Annotated in this window: 37 protein-coding genes and 1 pseudogene; 4 read left to right on the plus strand and 34 right to left on the minus strand. The window is 51.4% G+C overall.

The features are described 5' to 3' along the window. Positions 1-3: 3 nt before the first annotated feature. The 12 genes from OGY68_RS19615 to OGY68_RS19670 all read right to left on the minus strand — a co-directional run bounded on the left by OGY68_RS19615 (position 4) and on the right by OGY68_RS19670 (position 7,368). Positions 4-675 (minus strand): DUF6246 family protein, encoded by a 672-nt coding sequence (locus OGY68_RS19615; RefSeq protein ID WP_286617344.1) that lies wholly within the window; start codon positions 673-675, stop codon positions 4-6. A gap of 57 nt (positions 676-732) precedes the next feature. Then, positions 733-1,476, minus strand: coding sequence for a phage tail tube protein (locus OGY68_RS19620; protein ID WP_286617346.1), 744 nt, complete (start codon positions 1,474-1,476; stop codon positions 733-735). Between the two features lie 63 nt (positions 1,477-1,539). Next, positions 1,540-1,923, minus strand: a complete 384-nt coding sequence (locus tag OGY68_RS19625) for a phage tail termination protein (RefSeq protein WP_126956197.1) — start codon at positions 1,921-1,923, stop codon at positions 1,540-1,542. Further along, complete coding sequence (locus OGY68_RS19630) at positions 1,920-2,384, minus strand: HK97 gp10 family phage protein (protein WP_286617348.1); 465 nt, start codon at positions 2,382-2,384, stop codon at positions 1,920-1,922. The genes OGY68_RS19625 and OGY68_RS19630 overlap by 4 nt, the downstream gene beginning before the upstream one ends. 2 nt (positions 2,385-2,386) lie before the next feature. Beyond that, entirely contained in the window at positions 2,387-2,737 is a 351-nt protein-coding gene (locus OGY68_RS19635) for a hypothetical protein (protein ID WP_286617350.1), read from the minus strand. Further along, positions 2,737-3,405: a GIY-YIG nuclease family protein gene (locus OGY68_RS19640; RefSeq protein WP_241176515.1), complete on the minus strand. Its 669-nt coding sequence runs from the start codon at positions 3,403-3,405 to the stop codon at positions 2,737-2,739. Before OGY68_RS19640 ends, OGY68_RS19635 begins: the two co-directional genes overlap by 1 nt. 104 nt (positions 3,406-3,509) lie before the next feature. Beyond that, positions 3,510-3,680: a hypothetical protein gene (locus OGY68_RS19645; protein WP_286617353.1), complete on the minus strand. Its 171-nt coding sequence runs from the start codon at positions 3,678-3,680 to the stop codon at positions 3,510-3,512. Next, complete coding sequence (locus OGY68_RS19650; RefSeq protein WP_286617355.1) at positions 3,680-4,060, minus strand: DUF7370 family protein; 381 nt, start codon at positions 4,058-4,060, stop codon at positions 3,680-3,682. The genes OGY68_RS19645 and OGY68_RS19650 overlap by 1 nt, the downstream gene beginning before the upstream one ends. Positions 4,061-4,062: 2 nt before the next feature. Next, positions 4,063-4,422, minus strand: coding sequence for a hypothetical protein (locus OGY68_RS19655; protein WP_286617357.1), 360 nt, complete (start codon positions 4,420-4,422; stop codon positions 4,063-4,065). 10 nt (positions 4,423-4,432) lie between these two features. Then, positions 4,433-5,527: a major capsid protein gene (locus OGY68_RS19660; RefSeq protein ID WP_286617359.1), complete on the minus strand. Its 1,095-nt coding sequence runs from the start codon at positions 5,525-5,527 to the stop codon at positions 4,433-4,435. Positions 5,528-5,538: 11 nt separating this feature from the next. Beyond that, positions 5,539-5,967: a hypothetical protein gene (locus OGY68_RS19665; RefSeq protein WP_286617361.1), complete on the minus strand. Its 429-nt coding sequence runs from the start codon at positions 5,965-5,967 to the stop codon at positions 5,539-5,541. A 3-nt stretch (positions 5,968-5,970) separates the two neighbouring features. Next, positions 5,971-7,368, minus strand: coding sequence for a DUF2213 domain-containing protein (locus OGY68_RS19670; protein WP_286617363.1), 1,398 nt, complete (start codon positions 7,366-7,368; stop codon positions 5,971-5,973). A gap of 43 nt (positions 7,369-7,411) precedes the next feature. On the opposite strand from OGY68_RS19670, the gene OGY68_RS19675 reads away from it, so the two are divergent. Beyond that, positions 7,412-7,768: a Rap1a/Tai family immunity protein gene (locus tag OGY68_RS19675; protein ID WP_286617365.1), complete on the plus strand. Its 357-nt coding sequence runs from the start codon at positions 7,412-7,414 to the stop codon at positions 7,766-7,768. A gap of 193 nt (positions 7,769-7,961) precedes the next feature. Here the strand turns inward: OGY68_RS19675 and OGY68_RS19680 are convergent, their stop codons facing one another. Genes OGY68_RS19680 through OGY68_RS19700 form a run of 5 tightly spaced genes read right to left on the minus strand, consistent with a single transcriptional unit; the run spans position 7,962 to position 12,704 of the window. Beyond that, complete coding sequence (locus tag OGY68_RS19680) at positions 7,962-8,255, minus strand: hypothetical protein (RefSeq protein ID WP_182294140.1); 294 nt, start codon at positions 8,253-8,255, stop codon at positions 7,962-7,964. 44 nt (positions 8,256-8,299) lie between these two features. After that, positions 8,300-9,301: a phage minor head protein gene (locus tag OGY68_RS19685; protein WP_286566381.1), complete on the minus strand. Its 1,002-nt coding sequence runs from the start codon at positions 9,299-9,301 to the stop codon at positions 8,300-8,302. Continuing rightward, positions 9,228-10,685 (minus strand): DUF1073 domain-containing protein, encoded by a 1,458-nt coding sequence (locus OGY68_RS19690; RefSeq protein WP_195618974.1) that lies wholly within the window; start codon positions 10,683-10,685, stop codon positions 9,228-9,230. The genes OGY68_RS19685 and OGY68_RS19690 overlap by 74 nt, the downstream gene beginning before the upstream one ends. A gap of 28 nt (positions 10,686-10,713) precedes the next feature. Continuing rightward, on the minus strand, positions 10,714-12,189 hold the full coding sequence (locus OGY68_RS19695; protein ID WP_286617367.1) for a terminase large subunit: 1,476 nt from the start codon (positions 12,187-12,189) through the stop codon (positions 10,714-10,716). Next, on the minus strand, positions 12,189-12,704 hold the full coding sequence (locus OGY68_RS19700; protein ID WP_044704358.1) for a terminase small subunit: 516 nt from the start codon (positions 12,702-12,704) through the stop codon (positions 12,189-12,191). Before OGY68_RS19700 ends, OGY68_RS19695 begins: the two co-directional genes overlap by 1 nt. A gap of 23 nt (positions 12,705-12,727) precedes the next feature. On the opposite strand from OGY68_RS19700, the gene OGY68_RS19705 reads away from it, so the two are divergent. Together OGY68_RS19705 and OGY68_RS19710 are read left to right on the plus strand one after the other, a co-directional pair. Then, positions 12,728-12,910, plus strand: coding sequence for a YodC family protein (locus OGY68_RS19705; protein WP_032935503.1), 183 nt, complete (start codon positions 12,728-12,730; stop codon positions 12,908-12,910). Beyond that, complete coding sequence (locus OGY68_RS19710) at positions 12,910-13,194, plus strand: DUF6953 family protein (RefSeq protein WP_416135231.1); 285 nt, start codon at positions 12,910-12,912, stop codon at positions 13,192-13,194. Before OGY68_RS19705 ends, OGY68_RS19710 begins: the two co-directional genes overlap by 1 nt. Positions 13,195-13,206: 12 nt before the next feature. Here OGY68_RS19710 and OGY68_RS19715 read toward each other — a convergent pair whose 3' ends face one another. The 5 genes from OGY68_RS19715 to OGY68_RS19735 all read right to left on the minus strand — a co-directional run bounded on the left by OGY68_RS19715 (position 13,207) and on the right by OGY68_RS19735 (position 15,355). Beyond that, positions 13,207-13,410 carry a hypothetical protein gene (locus OGY68_RS19715; protein ID WP_270280574.1) on the minus strand — a complete coding sequence of 68 codons (204 nt, stop codon included), beginning with the start codon at positions 13,408-13,410 and terminating at the stop codon, positions 13,207-13,209. Positions 13,411-13,487: 77 nt separating this feature from the next. Further along, complete coding sequence (locus OGY68_RS19720; RefSeq protein WP_286617382.1) at positions 13,488-14,069, minus strand: hypothetical protein; 582 nt, start codon at positions 14,067-14,069, stop codon at positions 13,488-13,490. A gap of 67 nt (positions 14,070-14,136) precedes the next feature. Continuing rightward, on the minus strand, positions 14,137-14,598 hold the full coding sequence (locus OGY68_RS19725) for a lysis protein (protein ID WP_286617384.1): 462 nt from the start codon (positions 14,596-14,598) through the stop codon (positions 14,137-14,139). Then, positions 14,595-15,083 (minus strand): lysozyme, encoded by a 489-nt coding sequence (locus OGY68_RS19730; protein ID WP_286617387.1) that lies wholly within the window; start codon positions 15,081-15,083, stop codon positions 14,595-14,597. Before OGY68_RS19730 ends, OGY68_RS19725 begins: the two co-directional genes overlap by 4 nt. Next, positions 15,083-15,355 (minus strand): phage holin family protein, encoded by a 273-nt coding sequence (locus OGY68_RS19735; protein ID WP_048224292.1) that lies wholly within the window; start codon positions 15,353-15,355, stop codon positions 15,083-15,085. Before OGY68_RS19735 ends, OGY68_RS19730 begins: the two co-directional genes overlap by 1 nt. A 465-nt stretch (positions 15,356-15,820) precedes the next feature. Between OGY68_RS19735 and OGY68_RS19740 the strand changes: the two genes are divergently transcribed. Next, the gene (locus tag OGY68_RS19740) at positions 15,821-16,078 is read left to right on the plus strand and encodes a hypothetical protein (protein WP_286617389.1); all 258 of its coding nucleotides are present in this window, start codon (positions 15,821-15,823) and stop codon (positions 16,076-16,078) included. Between the two features lie 201 nt (positions 16,079-16,279). On the opposite strand, the gene OGY68_RS19745 is transcribed toward OGY68_RS19740, so the two are convergent. From OGY68_RS19745 to OGY68_RS19800, 12 genes and pseudogenes are all read right to left on the minus strand, one after another. Further along, the gene (locus tag OGY68_RS19745; protein WP_286617391.1) at positions 16,280-16,963 is read right to left on the minus strand and encodes a DUF1133 family protein; all 684 of its coding nucleotides are present in this window, start codon (positions 16,961-16,963) and stop codon (positions 16,280-16,282) included. Beyond that, positions 16,960-17,553 (minus strand): recombination protein NinG, encoded by a 594-nt coding sequence (locus OGY68_RS19750; protein WP_286617393.1) that lies wholly within the window; start codon positions 17,551-17,553, stop codon positions 16,960-16,962. The genes OGY68_RS19745 and OGY68_RS19750 overlap by 4 nt, the downstream gene beginning before the upstream one ends. Next, positions 17,546-17,983, minus strand: a complete 438-nt coding sequence (locus OGY68_RS19755) for a recombination protein NinB (protein ID WP_286617395.1) — start codon at positions 17,981-17,983, stop codon at positions 17,546-17,548. The genes OGY68_RS19750 and OGY68_RS19755 overlap by 8 nt, the downstream gene beginning before the upstream one ends. Before the next feature lie 173 nt (positions 17,984-18,156). Next, on the minus strand, positions 18,157-18,396 hold the full coding sequence (locus OGY68_RS19760; RefSeq protein ID WP_063615235.1) for a hypothetical protein: 240 nt from the start codon (positions 18,394-18,396) through the stop codon (positions 18,157-18,159). Positions 18,397-18,402: 6 nt separating this feature from the next. Continuing rightward, positions 18,403-18,659, minus strand: a pseudogene (locus OGY68_RS19765) (DNA polymerase III subunit theta). A 118-nt stretch (positions 18,660-18,777) separates the two neighbouring features. Next, the gene (locus tag OGY68_RS19770; RefSeq protein WP_286617399.1) at positions 18,778-19,197 is read right to left on the minus strand and encodes a hypothetical protein; all 420 of its coding nucleotides are present in this window, start codon (positions 19,195-19,197) and stop codon (positions 18,778-18,780) included. A gap of 72 nt (positions 19,198-19,269) precedes the next feature. Continuing rightward, the gene (locus OGY68_RS19775) at positions 19,270-19,689 is read right to left on the minus strand and encodes a phiTE_015 family protein (protein ID WP_286617401.1); all 420 of its coding nucleotides are present in this window, start codon (positions 19,687-19,689) and stop codon (positions 19,270-19,272) included. Positions 19,690-19,692: 3 nt separating this feature from the next. After that, positions 19,693-19,980 (minus strand): hypothetical protein, encoded by a 288-nt coding sequence (locus OGY68_RS19780; protein ID WP_286617402.1) that lies wholly within the window; start codon positions 19,978-19,980, stop codon positions 19,693-19,695. A 1-nt stretch (position 19,981) separates the two neighbouring features. Next, on the minus strand, positions 19,982-20,305 hold the full coding sequence (locus OGY68_RS19785; protein ID WP_286617404.1) for a coiled-coil domain-containing protein: 324 nt from the start codon (positions 20,303-20,305) through the stop codon (positions 19,982-19,984). Continuing rightward, positions 20,302-20,511 carry a hypothetical protein gene (locus OGY68_RS19790; RefSeq protein WP_286617406.1) on the minus strand — a complete coding sequence of 70 codons (210 nt, stop codon included), beginning with the start codon at positions 20,509-20,511 and terminating at the stop codon, positions 20,302-20,304. Before OGY68_RS19790 ends, OGY68_RS19785 begins: the two co-directional genes overlap by 4 nt. A 2-nt stretch (positions 20,512-20,513) precedes the next feature. Beyond that, the gene (locus tag OGY68_RS19795) at positions 20,514-21,020 is read right to left on the minus strand and encodes a hypothetical protein (protein ID WP_286617408.1); all 507 of its coding nucleotides are present in this window, start codon (positions 21,018-21,020) and stop codon (positions 20,514-20,516) included. After that, the gene (locus tag OGY68_RS19800; RefSeq protein ID WP_191219798.1) at positions 21,017-21,316 is read right to left on the minus strand and encodes a protein ren; all 300 of its coding nucleotides are present in this window, start codon (positions 21,314-21,316) and stop codon (positions 21,017-21,019) included. The genes OGY68_RS19795 and OGY68_RS19800 overlap by 4 nt, the downstream gene beginning before the upstream one ends. Position 21,317 lies beyond the last annotated feature (1 nt).

Genomic DNA, 21,317 nt, shown 5'->3' on the forward strand with positions numbered 1-21,317 from the left:
CGGTTATTGCTTTGCTTTTGCCCTGCGTGCGGCCTGTTTAGCCAGGTACTCGTCGGCGATACTGTCGTACTCTTCGCGAGTGAAGCCTTTCTGGTCCGGGTATTTCGCCGCCAGCAGCATCTGGAATTCGGTCATCGTTAACTGAGAGGCTTCGGCTCGGTTCATCTCAAAGTGACTACGCGCAGCACTGATGTAGTCGAAGGCTTTAAATTCGTTCGTTCTCGCGCCCGTTTCGTGGCGCTGTAACTGCCGGACCTTGGCTTTGCCGACGACGCCGTGCTGCATGAGGTGCTGCGCCAGCACGATGATGTCGGTCTTCGGCATCTGGCCAGGGCGGTATACAACGCAGTGTCGCCAACCCTTCCACTCGCCAATCATTGGCGTCAGATCGTCATCGCAGCACGCCTGCAGCACCAGCATGCACATTGATAACAGCTTCTCAGCAGCGCGGTTAAATGATGGAGATAACCAGGCAGGGAAACGCCCCAGCGTGCCAGCGCACACCTCAATCAACTGAGCAACGTCATTGCCGTGGATGGTGGCGTACGCCTGAACAATCTCTTCCGGAGTGCCGATCCTGGTCATGGCCTCAAATGAAGGTCGCAACAGGTAATCTTTCCCGCCTTCGCGGCTGTCGCTGATAGATAGTTCGCCAATATCGGTTAAAGCGGTCATAGGCCTTCCAGTAAACGGACATTATCAAGGGCAGCACGCCGCCCTTTGGAATGTCCTTTAGGTAACGGTAACCGTATGCACAGCCACAAAGTTGCCGTCTTCGGTGTTGATGATGATCTGCGCACTGCCGGTGGCGACGCGCGTCACGGTAACGGTATTGCCGGAGGCGGCAGCCGTTGCCTTTGTCGCATCGGTAGTCGCTACAGTGAAGTCTTTGTTGGTAGCGCCGGTTGGTGCGATGTTCACCGTGAAGGTGCTGGTACCGCCTGCCGTGCCGGTGCTGGTTGTCGGGGTTACCGTCACGCCAGTCACCGCAACCGCAGTGATTTCGTTCACTTCGATGGTGCTCGCGTCACCGACTTTGAACTCGGTTGAGAATGTAACGATATCGTTGGTACCGCCGTCAGAGCTCAGCGCCGTGATGTTCATGTAGCCGATGAATTCAACCGGGCCATAATCCATGCGAACCCAGATACCAGGCTGGCGCTTGGCCTTCAGTTCGTCAGCGAAATACTTGATGAACTTGCCGACGCCGTACTGATCCAGTTTGTCTTTCTTGCGCACTTCACCTTCAAAGCTCAGGGTGAAATCACTGTTGGTGATGATGGTCTCGACATAGCCGCCGCCGTCATCCGCATCAGAGGTAACCGAGTTCGGGTTGAAGTCGAAGCCCTTCGACGTACCTGCAGCCAGCGCCATCCACTCTGATTCAAGTGGCTTGACGTCCGGGCAACCATCGGCGACTTCCAGCACGACCGCACCGCCGAACAGGCGCTCGTTCGAGTTCTGGCAATTAGCCATGTGAAACTCCTCTTTGACGTATAAAAGAAAACCCGCCGAAGCGGGTTATTTGGTTGGGAATGGCTATTCGCCGTAAGTGCAGGCGAACTGGAGTCGGAAGACTATTCGCCCTTCTTCTGTGAGCACCGGCGCGGGTATTGCGCCCATGTTCTGGATGTAGCCGACACACTCGTCAGCCATGGGGTTGGCCTGGACGTAATCGACGATGCGCTGCACAGCACTGAGCGCGTCTTTGCGCTTATCTTTTGCGCCGACCACGTCGACCAGGACGTGATACTCAGAGCCGAGGTCAGTTCGAATATTCGAACCGCCGTTTGGCCTGAATACCATGACCGCCTTCGACAGGTCGTCCGGGTCGTCGTACATCAGCTGCTGCACCGTGAAACCGGTAGTTAGCCCTGCGTCGCCGAACATGTTGCGCACCCGCTCGTGCATCATGGGTGTCATAGCGAAAGCTCCTTGCGCATCACCGCGTCAACGTTATCGCGCTCATCATTCGCGCCTTTGGTCAGGAATTGAGGCTCACCATGCGGATCCCAGTAGTTTCCCGTTCCGGTTCCGCCACCGAACTCTTTCGGCTTCTGCGGACCAAATTCAGACCGGTTACTGGTCACTCCAAAGTGCGCGCGCGGCTGGCCTTTCAGCTTGCCAGACGCCTCATGCACGTACGCAGCATAATTGGCTGAGTAACCGACTCGCCCGGTGATGAGCACGCCGCCAGCGTCGATTTCACGAAATTGGCTGTTAATCAGCGTTGAGCTGTCGATCGGGGTGTAATAGGCCGCCCGGGTACCGATAAGCATCATCGCCGACTGCAACGCGCGAATAACCTTGCGTCCCTTAACATCGTTGATGATATCGTTAAGGTGCTTTTTCGCCTGGCTTATGCCCTTCACTTTTATGCCCATGGTTACACTCCCGTCAGGATGGCGTAATCATCCGCCAGTCGTTCAAACGTGTCGGCATAGCGAATAACCTGCCGCACCTCGTCGGCACCGGCCACAACTGGGTCGGCTTCCGTCGATACGCCAATCAGCAGGTAATCACCCGCAGCCGCCAGCGCGAACTCCGTCCAGACGGTATTCTTCACGACGATTTCAGCTCCCAGGTTGGCTAACTTCTTACTAAGGCCTCCCTCGTAATCACAGAGGATTTGCTCAGGCTCTGCATAGCCCAGCGGATCGCCGTATTCGTCATTGCCTGCCAGCTTGCGCCAGATGGTCGCAGTGGCTGTGTAAGACCACGAAGCTGTTGCCGACATTAGACTACCCTCGCATATGACCGACCCTGCCGGATATGGGCAATGTTAGCCTTTGAGACGCCATATCTTTTGGCGATAGCGGTAAGAGAATCACCATCTGAAATGGCGCGACGAATTTCGCGCACCTGCTCATCGGTAAACTTGGCGTGTGCCGGGGTAACACCGAACATAGGGTTACCAGAGCCTGAATTCTTGGCTGATATTTTAGCTTTGACTTCAGGCAGGCTGCTCATACCTGCGCAGGCCGGCACTTTGCCGAACCAGCAGTTTTTATCTCCGCGCCGACTTTCCGCCATGTTCGCCTTTGATTCTTCGGTGTGAATAACTCCGAGACAGCTCCCTGCGTTTGGCGCGATATTGAAAGTCGGGTTTAATTCGCGAAAGAATCGCTGCTCGGCGGAAATAAGCTCTGACTTATTACTCACTACTTCCAGAACAGAGAAATCAAAGACACCTTTGCCATGTTTATCCCATGACTCCTGAAGGTTTCTGTTTCCATGCGTGCCTTTCCGCAGCTTATAGCGATGACTCGCCCACCGCCCTGAAATGTTAACCGTAGAGCCGATATACGCCTCACCAGTGATGGTGTTGGTAATCTGATAGACGCCTGCAACGCCATTATAAGATGGCGCATTATGGTGCTGATGGCTTAAGATTTGATGAGCCATGAGTTACCTCCGCAATAGGTAATGATGGTTAGAGCCGGTGGCAATGTTGACGCATTCCCCGGCTCGTTAATTTTACCATTTGCTGGCTTTTTATACACCAATTCTCACTCCTTCCAGCGCAGCACCTTCGCGCCAGTCGCCCGGATGCGCGGGCAGTTGATGAACCACTCGCCGTCAGATTTCACGTAGCCGGTAGTTTCCCGCCCGGCGTCGGTCATCACCCAGACGCGGACGAATGAACGCGGCAACCGGGCGCTAACGGATATCCACGACATCAGCAGCCCCCAACGACAGCGAAGAATCCGACACTGTTACCCGCGCTGATCGGCAACTCGCCGGTGCAGCCGCTGGTATCGAGCCGGGCAAGCGAGTCGCGCAACCAGGTAATGCTGTCATCGCCATATTCAAACGAACGGGACGCGCCAGACGGCGCACCCTGCGATTTGATGCGTCGCGCGCCGGACGATGTCGCCATAAGCGCAGCGGCGTACATCAGGATCAGCTTCGCGGTGCACTCGTCATACCCGGCACCATTGAGGCAAGGAATGATTTTGTTCACCACGCAGAGAATCGGATCCAGTAATGCCATGGGAATTGAGTAACCCAATTCACCGAGGAACGCCTGCACGTCTGCCGCCGTGATTGGGTCAGCCATGGTTATTTCGCCTTTTTCGATTTAGCGAAGGTGTCTGCCTGCTCTGCCTGCTCTGCCTGCTCTGCCTGCTCTGCCTGCTCTGCCTGCTCTGCCTGCTCTGCCTGCTCTGCCTGCTCTGCCTGCTCTGCCTGCTCTGCCTGCTCTGCCTGCTCTGCCTGCTCTGCCTGCTCTGCAGGAGTATCGTCGGCACCAGGCGTTGCAACTTCAAGCTTGCGATCGCCACCTGATACGATTTCCACCAGGCCAGCTGATTTCCACTTATTCGCGGTCTCTTCGCTGACCTCAACCTTTGCACCAACCTCCAGCTTCTGGAGATTGGCACCGGAGAAAAGGTTATCGCTAATCACTTTAACCAGTGCCATATCTCACCCCTTAGCTGTGTGCGTAGATGACTGATTTTTTGCTGTTGATGTCGGTCTTAACCATCAGGCCAGCTGCACCCCAGGTGCGCCAGATGTAATCGCTGTTGTAGTGAGGGCGAGGATCGGCAACGGTACCGAAAGCCTGGCCTACAATCGGAGCAATCACGCCAGCGGTCAGAGGAACAATCAGGATCTGGTTACCGGTCAGTTGGGCATCTTCTTTAATCGCGGAAATGCCGGACAGTTTCAGAAGCTCCTGCAGAATGGTGTCAGACTGGTAGTTGTCGCTGAAGTAGCGCTCCAGGTTGGAAATGATGGCACTCGACACATACCAGGTCTGCTCTGCGTACTGGTTGTTGGTCAGCTTGAGCGTGTCACGCAGCTTGATGGCAGCGTTACGGATCTGCTCAGCGGTCGCGGAAGCGCTGGTGAAGTCGATATTCAGGCCAGATGCACCCAGGTCAACCATCGCAACGCGCTCATCGTTCTTCAGGCCCTTCCAGGTCTTATCATCGAACTTGATGTAGTTACCTTCAGCGTCGCGATAGCCGTTGTAGATGTAATCCACATACTGGCGGCGCACTTCGTTGGTAGACTCGAACTGAGCATCAGAGATGATATCGAAAGCGTCCGGGTTGTTCAGGCGTGGCTCACGCCAGTGGAACTTGAAGCCGGTATCGTGCACCGGAACCATAGTGCCGTCGTACTGGTACTGCACTGCATCCAGAGCTGCGCCGATCTGACCGGACATGGAGGTGTGAGCCCACATACGGCCGCCAGATTTAGCGTATTCGTACACGGTCTGGTTGATGCGCACCGAACGAGACAGCGGCATCAGGTCGTTGAACAGAGTGAACTCGGTGTTCGGCTGGAATTGACGCAGCACGGTCTGGTCGAATGCCTTATACAGGTCAGCAGGCGAACGAACGGCGTTGATGCCATTCAGTTGATTGACTGTATTGAGGCGATCCGCCATCTCCTGCATAACGTTAACGCCCTGATGGTTCAGTGCGGCATTACGCTCCTGCGTCAACATACCAAACTGATACTGGTTCACGGCCAGGTTGCCGGTCTTTTCGCCCAGCGATTTAGAATAAACAAGCATTCAGTGACTCCTTACTTAATCACTACGCGAATGAGGTCGCCTGCTACGGCGGTAATTGAGCGCTCTTCGTCGCAATAGCAGCGATCAGCCTCACCAGTGGCCCATTTCTTCACCTGGCCGTTGACGATTGAGAGCGCGTCGCCTTTTTTGTAGGTGCCTGCTGTGGCGCGAACGTTCAGGAACATTCCAGGCAGGGGGTGAATTGCCACAAGCAAATCGTCTACAGCGAACGTGTCATCTACCGTTTTGCAGCGCAGATAGTCGAAGTCAGCGACATAGATAATCGCTGTTTCGCTACCATCTACCGACACCTTGAAGACGCCAGCATCGAAGAAGCCCAGGGTGCCGGGCTTGACCGCGGTGGCGCGGCCTTCACGGTTGAGCAGCGGATTAGGGAATACGCCACCGGCGTGAATTACGTGTTTTCCGTCTTTAGCCATTTTTTACTCCGGCATTTCGCTGACTGATTGGGTGTTGGTAGCCTGGTGACGGAATGCACCGTTCAGGCCGAAAGAGGTCTGGCACTTGGCGTACATGGCATCGAGCGCCTTACCGTCAAGATCTGCGACTTCGTCATCGCTCATGTTCATCGCCAGCTTCACAGCCGCGCGCTTTTCGCCTTTCTCTTTGTCAGAGTTGGCATTGAGTTGGCTGTTGATGGCAGTAACTTGCTCACTCAACAACTTGGCCCAGCCTGGCATTTCTTCGTTGTTGTTGGCAGTGTCTTTGGCCTTCTTGTCGTCCGCCTCTTTCTTCTCGCGGGCGGCCTTATCTTCAGGCGTTTCCTTAGGCTCTGCCTTTTCGGCTGCCATCTGGTTATAGGCGTCCATCAGCTCGGCATCAGACTTGCCATCAGTCGGCTTACCAGCGGCTTTCAGCGCATTAATAATCAGTTCTTTCATCGGATCGTTCTCTCCGTTGGTTTTAATCTCGTACTCAGTGGGTTTGCGCACGACTTCTACAGGTTCGCCGACGAACACGGCCTTGCCGTCATCATCGATGAGGTACTTCTGCTTCAGGTATTTGGTGTCATCGCGGTAGATGAAGTTGTCCGGCCACACCGTTTCAGGCCAAAGCCCCTTATCTTCGGCGTCGCCCTCGCGCAGCTTGTCGCTGATAGCGCGGGAGATGTCGTCGAAAGAGAAGTTGGAGGCATTGGTGAAGAAGAATTTGGTCTTGTTGAGCAGGCCATCGCGGGTGCAGTCGATACCATCAGCCAGGCGGGCAACCTCAATCTGTTGCTCATCACCTTCTGAGTTAACGAAGATACCCACTCCATCCTCCGGAGTTCCGGCACCCGGCTCATCAAGCAGAACCGCCACATGGTCGAACATCATGTTGGTGGCGATCTCGTTGTACTTCTTGCCCTTTGACTCGCCATTGGCGGCGATTCCGGAATACAGCAGACCAGTAGAGATGTGAATCGGGTCGGAGTTGGTACCGGCCAGCATCTCATCAAGGCGGTTAATCAGGCGCTTGCCCTTCTCGCTTGACTCGGCGTACTGGCGGTTAACGTACATATCGCCCGTCACCCTCCCGTCTTTGTGGCTTACGTTCTGCAGCCATGCGCCGACGTGATATTCATTCACCGCCCGGACATCGCGAGCAGATACATGCTTGCCGTCAACCTTCGGGTGACCCAGCGGCATCGGATTACGCTCAAGCGTGTTGTAGGCCTTTTCGATTTCTGCTGCCGGGTACAACTTCCGGTTCATCACGATATCGTCAACGACAGGCGTGATGCCGAGAACCACGATATGTGGCTTGTCGTCGATGGTTTCTGTTGTGATGTTTGAAGCGGAGTTGACGACGGTCAGCACATTAACGCGGTTGCGTTTCATGCTAGATCCTCGTTAAGTTATGTTTATTCAATAAAGGAGTGAGATGATGATTAAAAAGGCCTTGATAATTGGCGCAATCGGTTTATTCGGTGTGCAGGACGCGCAGGCTAATTTTTACACTGGAAATCAGCTTTTTGCCTGGGGCGAATCCTTGATGCGAGTCAGAGAAAATAGAACAATGGGTTCTGATATCAGCGATGCGAACATGTACTACGGCTACGTGTCAGGAGTTTATGATCTGGGTAGCGGTGTAATATTTTGTGCCAGTAATCAACTTAACCTGAATCAAATATCTGACGTCGTATATCAGTACTTGAAGCAGTATCCTAAACGCCGCGCTGAAAACGCGTCTGATTTGGCGGTTGATGCTCTGAGTGAAGCGTTCCCTTGCAAGAAATAGTACAAATTGCGCCTTCGTTTAGATTTTTCGTAACATAGGCGCCATACAGCACCATGGGAAATACACCAACGCAGTTACGCATTGATAGCTCACAGTTCGCCCGCAACCACAGCACCAATAGACTGTCACGCAGCGCCCTCATTCGTGAATTTCAAATAAAATAAAAACCCGCCGGAGCGGGTAAGTCCCAATGCTACTTTTTCATAGCCGCGATGCCAGTTAACGTACTATGATCAGGAATGTTTTCACCTGCAATCTTATAAAGCATCTGATTAGCGTGATTAAAAGCAGATAGCTCAGCCAACTGCGCGCCATCAAAACTATATAGATTAGTTGTTATCTGCGGAGCTTTATTGATTACTGCTTGCGCGCTTCCAGTTACTTCTATTCCTTTCGAGGTCACTATCTTACAAATTACTCGATAATGGATGGCAATGTCAGTTTTGAACAACTCCTTCCATTCGAAATTAACACTCTTCGCTTCCATTGTTTACAAACTCTCAATATTTAACGGATTATAACATCATCATATCAATGATGTTTTGTCCATAACATCCTTTCATTTGTGAGCTTTTGCTTTAAGCCTTCATTGAAAATACTGCCGTCGTCGTTGAGCAGCACCGGAATCTGGCTGCAATAGCAGTGATATTTGTTGCCATCGACAGCATACCAGTCACGCACTGCCTGAACGGTCCTCACCTTTCCATGCCAGAATGCGTGCGTTGTCCTGGTGGTAGGCTTCAGCGCAGAAAGATGGAGAAGGCCGGTATTTAGCCCCAACCTGTCGGCAGCCCAATCCGTTTCGTTCCATTGCGCCTGTCGCAGCGCGCCGACCTGCTCAGTCTGCGCGATGTTCTTAGCCTTCGACATCGACACATCGAGGCGCTTACTGATGACGCTGGCAGTCTCACGAGGATTCACGCCGCGCGCAACCGCGTCAGTGATGATGTTGGTTAAATCGCCGCGGGCGGTGTCGCTGATGACCTTCCAGTCACTGAACGTTGTCAGCCTGGCAGCCGCCACCTGATTAAGGTGACCGGGACTGCTTAAGAGCTGTTGTAGCGTTGTCTGGCTGGCGTACACCTGAGACTGCTGCGAGAGGTTGTTGAAGGCCTCCAGCGTGCCGCGCTGCGCTTCTGCGACGACGTAATCCATCGCCCAAAGGTTTTGCTCGCCTCCATCCAGCAGGTAATCATCCAGAATGCCCTGCACCGCTTCCAGCAGATCTGCCAGTTCCTGCACCGACATGTCATAGATGAAGTTGCCGGCGTTGACCTGGTATAGCCGCATATCCGTGCCGTGGTCGTGGCAAAGGAAGTGCCAGTTGTGGCTGTTGATCTCACGCTCTCGCCCGGTCAGACGCTGGTCGAACAGTGCCTTTAGTGCTCGCTTGATGCCGAGATACCGATCCTCGATATCCCGGAACATCGCGGTTACCTGCTTTGCTGATCGGGTCGGGTCAACCTTGCTGCGCGGAACTACCGGTGTCCCGACTTTCGTCTTTTGCTCCGGTGTCATCGGAAAGAGGATCATCGGTCGTTACCTTTTTATTTGGGTCAGGCGGCTTAACATCCTCACGAGGCTCAAGTTCTCCCGCCTCCCTGACCTCGTTCTCATCAATAGCAGGTGTGCCATAGGCTTGCTGGGTATCCTTCGCCACCGCAGCCATTTCCTTCATGTTGGCAATCTTCTCTTTCTCGCTTGGAGCGAGTAGATCAGACCAGGTTAACGTGATTTCGCCAGATTTAGGTGGTTCGATAACCTCCACAGTCCACAGTCGCTCAATAACAGCGGTTACACGGCCAGTCTGGAATCCACCACGACGTCCATTACAACGCTTCGCAAAGTCGTTTTTATCTTGATCCGACGCCAGGCGGCCCGTCTGCTGACCAAAAATAATGGTGAAAGGTATCTGTACGGATGAAGAGAACTGATTTGCACTGACCGTCCAGGTTGGGCTCGGGTCAGCAGCGGCCACAGAAAGCACCTTAGCCTCACCGTCCTGCGTCACCAGCGCGGAATCTGTGCCTGAGTTGAGCTTCTGGATGGCGGCGTTCAGAGCTTCGGCAAGACCTGAATATCCTGCTTTCTTGGCTTCATCGACAATAGTCTTGAGGTTTGTATCCTTCGACATGTTAATGCCGAGTTGCCTGCTGGCGTTTTTCAGGAAGCCCTCGGCGCTACCACCGGAGGTCTTTGCCATGTCGAGCAGGTCGTTATAACCAGCACGCAAGAAAGGAATTCCAGCCAGTGAAGTCTCGTCTTCTGAGCCCTCGCAGAACATGATGATGCGTTCAGGGTGGATCTTAATCGACCGCATCGGCCCCGCTATGTTTCCGTTATCGCCGACCTGCTGCTCCTGGAAATAGTAGAACTTCGGCATGCCATAGTCTGGCGACTTTTGGTCCTGCTCAAGCTCACCGGGTTTAACCTGCGCTTCCCATGCGGGGATCATCTTGACCAGGCCACGCTCACGTGTGTTTCGCATTACACTGCGGTCGACGGGCTCCCACCATTCTTTGCTGTCTGCGAACTGAAGGATAAGTGCTGAATAATGCCCAACCAGATTTCGCCGATCCGCATCCTTCACTTTCGCCCAATGTTTCTTCATGAGCTTGGTGACTTTCTTTTCCCACGGCGTCGACTTTTTGGACTTCTTCGTCTCATCGCCGTCGACGATTACCGGGGTATCTGTCCAGCATGCATCGAGCAATTTATGCACCGCGCCGAACGCCGCACCGTTACGCTCATACATGTTGTAGAAGTGATCGAAGTCGAGTCGCTCCGGGTAACCAAATTCGCACCAAAGGTGGTGACGCTTTGTGTTGCCGGATTTTCCAAGCCCTGATGCATACAACTGGCGTGCGCGGCCAACCTCGTTAAGGCTGTTCACAATGAGTCCAGCGAGGACTTGCATTTCTGTAGTGTTACTCACTGAGTTATCCTTATGTGAAGAAGATTGCGCCGACCTGCTTGTGGTTGTTCTTCGCTACCGCAAAGTAGCGGAAGCTGTCAGCGCCGTGCGAGGTGAAATCGTGAAGCGGTTTATCTTTCCAGCAGCCGCGCTTGTCGTCCCACTCTTTGCGGTAGCCCTCGAGGTGAGATATGCCAACAGCACATTTCTCTTCATCGAATACGCAGGACGGGAGGATTTCACGGACCGATTCAATGCCGGTGTCGATCCCGGCTTTCGGCACAACGCGGAAGTTCATCGAATACATCTGCCCGTCAATCTCGTAACCTTCGCGCGCCAACTCTTTGCGTGACTTCGCATCAGCAGCAAACTCGCGGTTCTCGATGTCGTGCGGACCCCAGTGCTCGCCGTACTCATAGCCGCGGTCTTTCAGCACCTTCATGTAGTGCCTCAGCCCCTCGCCGGAGTTTTCGTAGTAGTCGATGATATGGAACTCGTTGCCAACCTCACGAACGAACCATATCGCCGTGGAGTCACCCACACCGATATCCCAGAAGGTGTGTACCGGGAGATGCGAGTTATCCGGGATTTGGCCGATCCGCTTGTTGGTATAGAGCCAGCGGAACTGTTTGGCGTAGTACGCGCCCTCGACCGATTGCTGGAATGCCTCCGCCGGAATGGTAGGGTATTCGCGCTTCATGTCGTCGCCGAGCGTTTTCTCTTTGGCGTAGTACCAGGCTTTCTGGCGCTCATTGACGACTACACCGTGCTTCGCCTCCATTTCAGCGAAGTACTCAAGCAGACGCACCGGCAGAGACTCGACAGGGTCGATTGCGTACTGCGGATTCTTCCACCAGGAGAAGAAGAAGAACTTCCAGTCCAGTGCTGATAAGGGCTTGCCCTGCAGTAACGCTTTCTCTGCTGTCTGGCAGTAATCGAAGAAGTAACCCGCCCGGCCCTCTGCCGTGCTCTCGATAGTAGCGAAGCATCCGGTCGATACCGCCTCAAACGCACCAGTGACGATTTCACGGGCTTTGTCTGGATACTTAGCGCATATCTTCCCGAACTCTGAAACGTGCAGGTAACGCAGCGTACCGCCACGAAACGACGTGCTGACATAAAGTGAGCCGCCCTTCTTAAATACGAGCTCACCTGAAGAGTCATTACTCGCCGGGTTGGCCGCCTTTATCTCAGTCGGCAGCTTGTCGTATGCGTACTTTACCTTTTCTCGGAACAGGCGCTTTGCGTCATTCAGCGTGTGGGCAATCAGGGCGCACTTCGCCGACTCGAACAGAGCCGCGTCGAGCTGGATGATGCACACCTCAGTGGTGAAACCGAGCTGACGAGCTTTCAGGATGATGTTACGGGTGTGGATCCCCTCGAAGTATTCCCGCTGCTCAGGCGTCATCCTGAACCGCGTAGGCTTTCCCTCTTTGTCGGTGATCCAGTAGAGATTATTCAGCCGCCAGTCTTTATCGGACAGCAGCTTGAGATGCTCAGGATTCATTACGCCCCCTGAGACAGCGAATCCATCAGGTCAGAAATTGAATCGACAACGTGTTCAGTTTTCACCTGCTCACGGAATGCCTGGACATCGATATGCTTACCAATCAGCTCAAGGTTCTTCACTTTATCCGGCCACTTAATTTTCTTAAGCAGTGCGGCGGTGTTTCCCTCGGCTGACATCTCAACGACATCCAGCCCCGATAGCGTTGTCCTCCAGACCTTCGGCCACTGAGAAACCGGCTTCAACTCTCCGGTCGAGGTCAGGATATCCAGCACGTCCATCTGGTCAATCTCAACGAGACGATTCAGGACGTATGTCGCATTTATACCAACCAGATCATTGCGTTGCGCTTTAAGTTCGGCAATTCTGGACTGGATGTCAGGTTTTGACAGGTTTTCGGACGCGGTACGGTTAGCTGTCTTTGCGCTGTACCCCGCCCGAATAGCCGCTTGCGTGGCGTTTAAATCGATGAGGTACTCGCGACAGAACATTTCTTGTTTGTCGGTGAGTGCCATTTTTCTTCCAAAAGGAGTTTGTTATGAGTGATGAGTTTAAAACAGGCGATATTGTTAAGCTCAAGTCTGGAGGCCCGGACATGACTATTAAGGCCTTCTTAACATCTCAGGGGAATTCATTCCTTTGCCAATGGTTTGCTGGAAAAAAACTAGAGCAAGGATATTTCAAACCCGATTCACTAGAGCGTGCAACCCCAAAGCCATAATCCCAAACACGCCGACGCTATCTGTTTCTGATGTTTCTGCCTGGATGATGAAAAATCTTCAATCTGACGCTTGCCTTTACCAGCAGGATGTTGTCGATTACCTCGTTAAGCAAAACAACGAGCAGCATCTCAAAGAAAACGCCGATGGAAACCAAGCTCTATCAACCAAAGTAATCAATAAATTCAGGACTGATAGCGGGGAAGATGTCGTTTGGGTTAAGCCAGATAAATACTGGCGATACCGCGTTCATGAAGACGAAGAAGGTCGAGAGGCTCGCGGTTAACAATTAGGGCGATCATTCGCCCTTCTCTTCATCACTATCAGTCATAGGCGTGAACTCCACGCGCTTTACATCAGCAGGGGCGAAATAAAGCCACTCGCCCGTCTCGGTCGCCAGCGGCACAAAGCCATTAACCAGCTCAGGCTGACGTCGTGACATCTTGCCCGTGAAGGTTTCGCCTGTTTGGGTGGTTAGCGTGATTTGGTAGATGTCTGACATTGAGAGCCTCATAATCCGTTTCTGAATTGAATGCCATCCACATTTTGATGGCATTACAATTTATCGATATGAGTTGGTTATTTTGCAGTTTTGTAATCTATAAACCCCTCAAAAATCATACTATCTATGGTCATCATTTTATTGAGCTTTTCCATTACTTCAGGATTTCCTTTCATATCGAAAAGCCATTTCCTTGCCCCATTGGCTATATCATTACATAACTCAATGACATCTAATTGCAGAACACCATTGAAAGCATTCATATGGGCATGGATAGTTTCTAGCGCAGGGGTTGTTATCTTAAACTTCCTTAGCTTTGTTTCATCAACACCTTCATGTAAACATGCATTCCTTAAACTCCAACAGTCATCTGCGCTGAATGAAACTAAGGGGATTTGAACCCTGAAACTTTCCTTTATATATTCAGGAATGCCCTGAAGCATTTCAGGTCTGGTAAGACTTAAATAGTCGTACATGTTATCAGCGTCATATCTTGGCTTTAGATAGCGATTAAACCAGTCCTTGTATCTCGCGCCATTCCCTTTAATTTTATCCTCAGTTGCACCACAGATATCAGGAAGGGATATTGCTATGAATAATGCTCCAAACCAATTTTCTTTAGATAAGCAATCATCAATCCCACTAAGCAATTGTTGCATTCATCTGCACCTTTTTTTGTTGTAGATAGATCTACATTACATCCAGATGCTGATATTAAGAAATCCTTTACTTCAAGCACTGCTCTTTAATGTAGTCCTGCAGATAGCCGACCTGCTTCGTTACTGTGTCGATTCGCTCTCTGAGGGTGAAATAATCCCGTTCAGCGGAGTCAGTAAGTCGGGGGCCGGAAGCATCGCCCATGCTGCCGGAGCCGGTCGCTCCGTTCGCGGGACATTTTGCGTTGATGCGCAACCCACACTTGCCATCGCTAACGCAACGCTGCAAATCATCAATCTGCTTTTTCGCATTAGCTAAGTCCTGTGTGTATTTGGCATCCAGAGCAGCAACATCTCGCTGCCGGGTTGCCATGTCAGTGATGGTGGCGTTAGCCATATTCAGCGCCTGAGTTTTCTCATCGCGCTGCTTCTTGTATTCGATGGCGTTATCGCGGTAGTGATTAACAGCCCATCCAAGCGATACGATGATGCAGACGACAACGGCAATGCTGATTGCGGTTAACCGGCTCATTTCTGACTCCAGGTGCAAACCTCATATTCAACATCGCGTCGATTCATCAGGCCTTTCCACTTTTTGCCACCGGCGTATACCCACCGCTTAAGCTCAGAGCACGCTCCGGCGTAATCTTTGGCGTTGAGTTTTTTTAGCAGCGTGGAGTTGATGGTTGCGGTAGCGCCGACGTTGTAAGCAAAGCTGTAAATTGCCGCTCGCTGCGTTTCAGTGGTTGGTACTTTGATATGCGGATCAACCTGAGCGGCAATGCGTGTTAAATCTTTCCGGGTTAGTGCATCACATTCTTTATCGGTATATCGCTTGCCGGGGATTATGTCGGATCCGGTGTGACCATCGCAGACAGTCAGCACTCCGACAACATCTCGGTAGGCCACATACTCACGACCTTCAAGCCCGTCCTTACCTGAAAGCATGACAGTTGCGATCGCAATCGCGCCGCCGCCGATGGAGGCAGCAATTTTATTTCGCAATGTGCTGTTCATCAGATTTCCTTCGGGGCTTTCTGTCCGAGATCGGCGAGGACTTTTGCTGTAGCCGATGGGTTGCTTGAGTCGGTCTTGTTCAGAATGTCCTGCAGTATCTTCGTGCGCTTCATTTGCTCACGTTTATTGAGCCTGTATGTAAGGACGCCGAGGATAATGCTGAACGCGACGCCAATGATGAAGCCCCAGTCCTGCAATGACAGGCTGGCAAAGAAAGCCGCAAGACCAGCGCTGCCGTATGTCGCGTTGCTGTATCTTTCGTCCATCTTCATAGTCTCTCTCCTCGCGGTAAATGCGGGAGCTGTGTGTTTGAAAGGGGTCAGGCCCTCGGGCTGGATTTAACAACGAGGCATATCGATGATGATTCCCGGGGCCTGAAATAAAAAACCCGCTCGCGGCGGGAATGTGATGGTGTGGCAATGTCAGCTCTGCGGCTGAAGATACCCTGGCTGGGTTTAGTGTGTGGCGATCGGACTCGAACCGATACTCAGGTTCAGCATTAGCATCATGCCTGCCCTGCTGGCTATGCCAGTTGATGCATTACTCTACCCATCTAACCCGCAAGCGGGAATTGAGTTACACCACAACGGGGATCGTTCTGCAGAGCCGGGGAACTGTACTTGGACTTACCGGGATTCCGTCAAATACTCAAAGCGATTGCCGTTGTGTCGTAAATATCGTTTAAGTTTGAACCTGGGATTGCCGATAAACATTCTGCTTTTAAATAAGGAGACTATATGCAGATTTTTCGTGTTCAGAGTTCAAGCGACGCTTACTATCAATTTGAGCTTCAACGCCACAAGCTTACTACAAAGAGCCATCTAATAAGTTTGGGGGCACCGGATGATTACAATGAATACGTAAACACCAATGTAAGAGTTTATGTTGTTCAGGCTGGCGGGAATGAAATCGCATCGCTGATAGCTGATTTCCAGTTAAACCCACCAACCAAAGCTTCCTTTAAAAAAATTGGTACGGGTGAAATATTCATTTGAACAAAAAAGCCCCAGCATCTCAGCAGGGGCTTTTCTAATTCCGCAACTCTTTACTTCGAACTTTGCAGACCTCTCAGCCTGCGATGGTTGGAGTACCAGACGATACGTCGAAGATACCAACTAGGCGGTTAAGTGGTGAGAGCCGCCTCTTTTGCCTCACCACCATAGCTCTTTCGCCTTCGACGTCCGAGCATACAGTAATTATGCATCTTCAAAACTTGTTTTCAAGTCTTTTTTGCAAGTTTCTTTATTTTCGATACCAAGTTCTGCAATTAACGTGAAGAAGACAGCAGAATTGAACAACTCAATGCACCAACGAACGCGATCGATGCACTGCTTTTCAGTCAAAAAAGGTGCGTGGTGATACTGCATCCAACGGGCCATATCGTTAATGGTCTTACGCCAGGTGTAATAGTCCTTCCCGATTTCGTAGACAATGCTGTTTTTTGGGAATGATTTGAGGATGATCCGCTCCATGAATTCGGCCTCTTCTTCATCAGCAGCATTACCCATCAAATCGGATAGAGACTTTTTAGGCCAGATGATAGCTTTTGCCTGCATGATAAGCTGATCTCCTGAATATCCCATTTTGCGCAGGCCAGCTAGCACGGTAGTAATCCTCTCCTGCTGCTCACCAGTCCATCCAGTGAGTATCATCGACCACATACCACTACCGCCAGACAGATATGAGGTATCACTACCACCAAACTCTCTACCCCAAAGTCCTAATAGCGAACGAACCCACCTACTTTGCGCAGGAGTCAGGCGGCGATATTTCCCAAGATATGAGCGTCGCGGTACAGAAGCCAACTTCATCCATGAGCATTCAGGATCGGCACGCAGTACCGATGCTTTCTGGTAATTTTCGATATCAGTGCGGGTCATGCGGCCTCCTGCTGTTTGATGGCGCGAAGTTTCGCCCTGGCATCGGCGCGGATGTCGTCCAGTTCTTCGCGGGTGTAACGGTGAGTTTCGTTATTGGACTCGAGCGCCTGCACTCTTTCTTCACCGATCAATTCAACCAGCGCAGCGCGATAGGATTCGATATTTCCTGACTTGTGAACATTACAGGATGGGCACTGAAGCCAAATATTTTCATCGGTGAATCTAAGTTGTGGAGCGGCTGCTGTCGTGCGGTAATGTCCGGCATGCCAGACCTGTGCATTTCTTGTTCCGCAGGAGATGCAACCATGTCCGGCAGCCAGAAGTAACTCACGGCGGTAATCATTTACGACACGCTGAGTCATGCGCACCCAATGACTGATCGGCTTTAAGCTCGCCTTTCTTACCTTCAGTTCACGGCGTTCCTGTTGCGCTTCCTGCTTGCGTTTGCGCTCGGCTGCCAGTTTCTTCTTTGCTAACAGAAGTTGACTGTACTCGAATCCATGCTCAGGACAGCACCACCAGACGTTGTCGTAGGTAGCAGTGAATTTGGTCTTGCAGATTTTGCAGCTGCGGCGGGTTGGTTTACGCATTGGAGCCTCCGAAGCGGGAAGCCCATTCCATAGCTAGGCGAGATTCATCGCCCCAACGGACGTTACGCTCTGCGCCAAAGGCGTGGATCAGTTCGATAAGGTCGCGCATCTGGCCTACGGTCATTTTGCTGGTTGATTGACCCAGCACCACGAAGCCATCACCGGCCAGGTTCGGCACGACTTCCTGCTTAACCAGTGCCGCGGTGAAGATATGCTTCCATGATTCAGAGGAGAGTTTGCGACCATGCCATTCAACCTGGCTGCTGACGTCGCCCAAAATCGCCCAAAGCTTGGAGTTCTGGTCAATGGAGCGGGTCATCTCTTTTATCTCGATGACGACCGGGCGCTTTTCATCAAGCTGCAACTGGTTAATCGCATTGATGGCATTGGCGCGAATGTTGGTGTTTCGAAGGAGGAATTGCTGCTTCATACGCCACCTCCGAGAGGTAACGCAGAATGCAGAAAGTCGCAGGTGCATTTCTGCATCTGTGACAAGGTGGAGAGTTCAGATTGTGGTCGCATTTAAGTCCCCTTAAATGCGCAGAAGTCACCAGAGTTGTTCAGGCTCTGGTGAAGTGATTATGGCTGGTTGATTATTGGAAATCAACCAACTGGTTTGATGTTCAACTGAATGATGGCGTCATCTACAGCGGATCTGTTTTCCTCTGTAACATCGTGCTGATGTGCAATTAAATACTGTCTGTCATTTAACTCGTAAAGGGATAGCTTGAAAGTTTCTCCATCTAGCTTTAGAGATGTTGTGCTGGGTGGAATTTCACCGCTATACTTTTGAACATCAACAAAAGTACCAAATTCACCTTTAAGAATAATAATATTGAACATAAATCCTCATTTTTTCTCGTTCTGAGTTGCCATATCCAGATAGCGCGGATCGGATGCTTTCGGCAGTGTCAGGCTTTGCTCACGGTAGTAGCGCACTCGTTCCATGAAGTATTCACGCAGATGCTCTGGCTGCTCACGGGCTACCTGCTCAGCGATTACCGGCATGTTCAGCGCTCTTTGTAGGCTACGCCACTGGCAGCAAGGTCCGCGTTAACCTTGTCCTGCTCTTCTTTCGATTTTGCTGCGATGTTATGACCTGACATGATGAATCCCCCTCAATGCTTTGAGAGGGATTATACATCACTATTTCACTGGTGATGCCGACAGTTGTTCCCAGTAGGTTGCATGAACCCAATCCAGCAATGCCGTTTTTTGTTGCAGCTAGTGGCAACCCCAGGGTTTGGACTCACAAATAGCATCCCTTACCTCTTGAGTATTTTGCCTGTCGCTATCTTCTCTGCTTAGCTCTCTCTGATTCTCAGCTGAAATGACTTGTTGCTGTTGATACTGCGAAATTTCGTTTTGTGCACGATTTTTATCAATTTCAAATTCTTCACGAGTCATTGTCCCAATCTTCATCCGTGAATTAATTTCATTCATGCAAAAACCATTTGGATCCAGATATGAGTTATTTGCGCTATCCAGCATAGGAATACCAAGAGAGCACTCTACAATAGAAAGATTAGTAGATACTTTAGCAAGAGACTGTGTCATTGAGTAAACGGGCTTACTCTGAGGAACTGCACAGGCAGTTAATTGCATCACTATAAAAATATTAATACCGGCACTTAAAAAGCGCATAACCGACCCCCGATTAGCAATAATGCCCACAATGCTAATGTTTCAATAATTATTGTTATGCGCTTTTAGTGCTTATTGATTCAGAGAATTAACCTTCACAGAACCTACGGACGCTTGATTGAGTTGTTCTGTATTATCAGATAACTTCAGCATGGCGGCGCGGCTTGCTGACCATGCTTTCCACATATGCCGTGTATAACTATCAGCGTAATTTTCGCCGTGCAGGAATTTACCCATTGCGAAATCATATTCCTGCCGCTCGCGTCCCCATTTTTTGAGCATCCATACCTCAAACTGTTCACGTCCATCATCCAGCACTGCCGGCTCTGCGCTCCTTGCTGCAATAGCTCCATCAATCACCTTCAATACATCAGCGAGAATGTAAGCTCTGTTCCCGCCGTTTGAGTACTGGGTATCATGCCGCAGGTGTTCGCGTATCTGGTGCAGGTGATCGAGTGATACAGGACCGTGCGCCGGGTGGTTAGTTGTCATGGGTTAGTCCTCATCAATTACAACGCCATCCTTCAGCGTTATTCCGTGCCAATCGTCAGCGAAGCTGGTAAATCCAGTGCAATCAATGCTCGCCATGTATACCGCCGCGGTGTGGTAGTCTCCAGTCTCATCAATATCAGCTACATGCTCGCCGTTATAACCATTGAGAGTATCGAGTACGCTGTAGAACTTACCTCCCGCAGCTTTGAAATCTTTCACTGCACGCTCAGGTCGTTTCCAGGCTTTCTCCTGCACCGGGGTCAGGTCAATCATTTCTTGCAAAGTAGCCATCTTACTCCCCCTTCACGCCAATGCCAGCGGCGCGGATTGCGCTCTCTACAGCAATTACATAGCCAAGATTGTCGAACTCAAAACCATCGCCAGGCCAAAACAATTCTGATTTCCTATCAGGCAGAGTTACCGTCCGCGCCTCCAGTTCTGCTATGCGCTTCTCTGCGGCTTCCAACTTGGCGCGCAGATTCTCGAAGTCATCAGCCTTTACAACTGGCACATGCCCGTAACCAGGGTCTTTCGTACTGCCGAATGCCGCCGGATGGATGTAATACGTTTTCGGGTTCACGTCACCTGCTCCAGCCTGTTTGTTGAGTGCTGTCATTGGGCGATCTCCCAGCAGATTTGAACCTTGTAATTGGTTTTGACGCGCTTAACCGCTCCGATTGCTTCTAGCTTTTTCAGGCGGCGCAATACGTATGCTGTTTGAAGTGAACGATGATCATCACGCAGCCAGTTATTCACTACGTAAGTCATGCATGGGCCACGACGTTTCAGTACAGCAATGATTTCTTCATCGGTTGGTCTCATCGCTATTCTCCTTTACGCAACTGGTTTGCTACAGCGACCAACGCATCATGCAGTTCAATAGCACCGGATGTGCGTAACTCTGCATCCTCATAGCTAATATCCAGCCTGTCCATGACGCAATCGGTATCGAGATAATCAGATGATTCATTCAGCGCATCCCTGATAGCACTTGCCCGCACTTCAGCCAGGAAAGCGTCGGTGGCTGGGGTTGGTTCTTGTGGTGAAACAGCAACGCGAATGGTTTCGAGTGCCGGGTCGCTTTCCACTGTCGGAACTTTGATATAACCCAGTTGCACTCCGTTCATGATGAACGTGCGACGATCATCACATGTCGCCTTCAGCCCCGCATTCTCCGCCGCCAGCTCCCTGCACTTGCTCTCGGCGTTAGCGAGCTGTACTGCCATGTCTGTGATTTTCAGTTCCAGATTGTGAATAGTCGCGTCTGCTGCCCGGAACTCGCGTTGGGATTCTTCGAGTTGCAGTTCCAGTTCTTCGTATGTTGGTTTCATGCTGATGCTCTCCCGTAAAACGCCAGTACACGCTGCATAGCCGCGCTGTTTCGACATTCGTTGAATATTCCATTCGTGCTGCTGCGCACTGTTCCAGCCTGCTCTTCTGGTGTCGCCAGGCGATAGGTAACCGTTCGCCAGATCTTGCTCACGCGAACAATCTTGCGGATCTTCTCCAGCTCGAGAGCGTTCTTCGTGATGCAGTTGATGGTCATGCCACACTCGGCAGCCACATCCTTCGCAGTGAAGGTACGGTGCGTTTCGAGATAACGCAGAATTGCCTGTTTGCCTTTCATC

Source organism: Citrobacter sp. Cpo065 (assembly GCF_030332805.1).
Classification (GTDB): domain Bacteria; phylum Pseudomonadota; class Gammaproteobacteria; order Enterobacterales; family Enterobacteriaceae; genus Citrobacter; species Citrobacter portucalensis.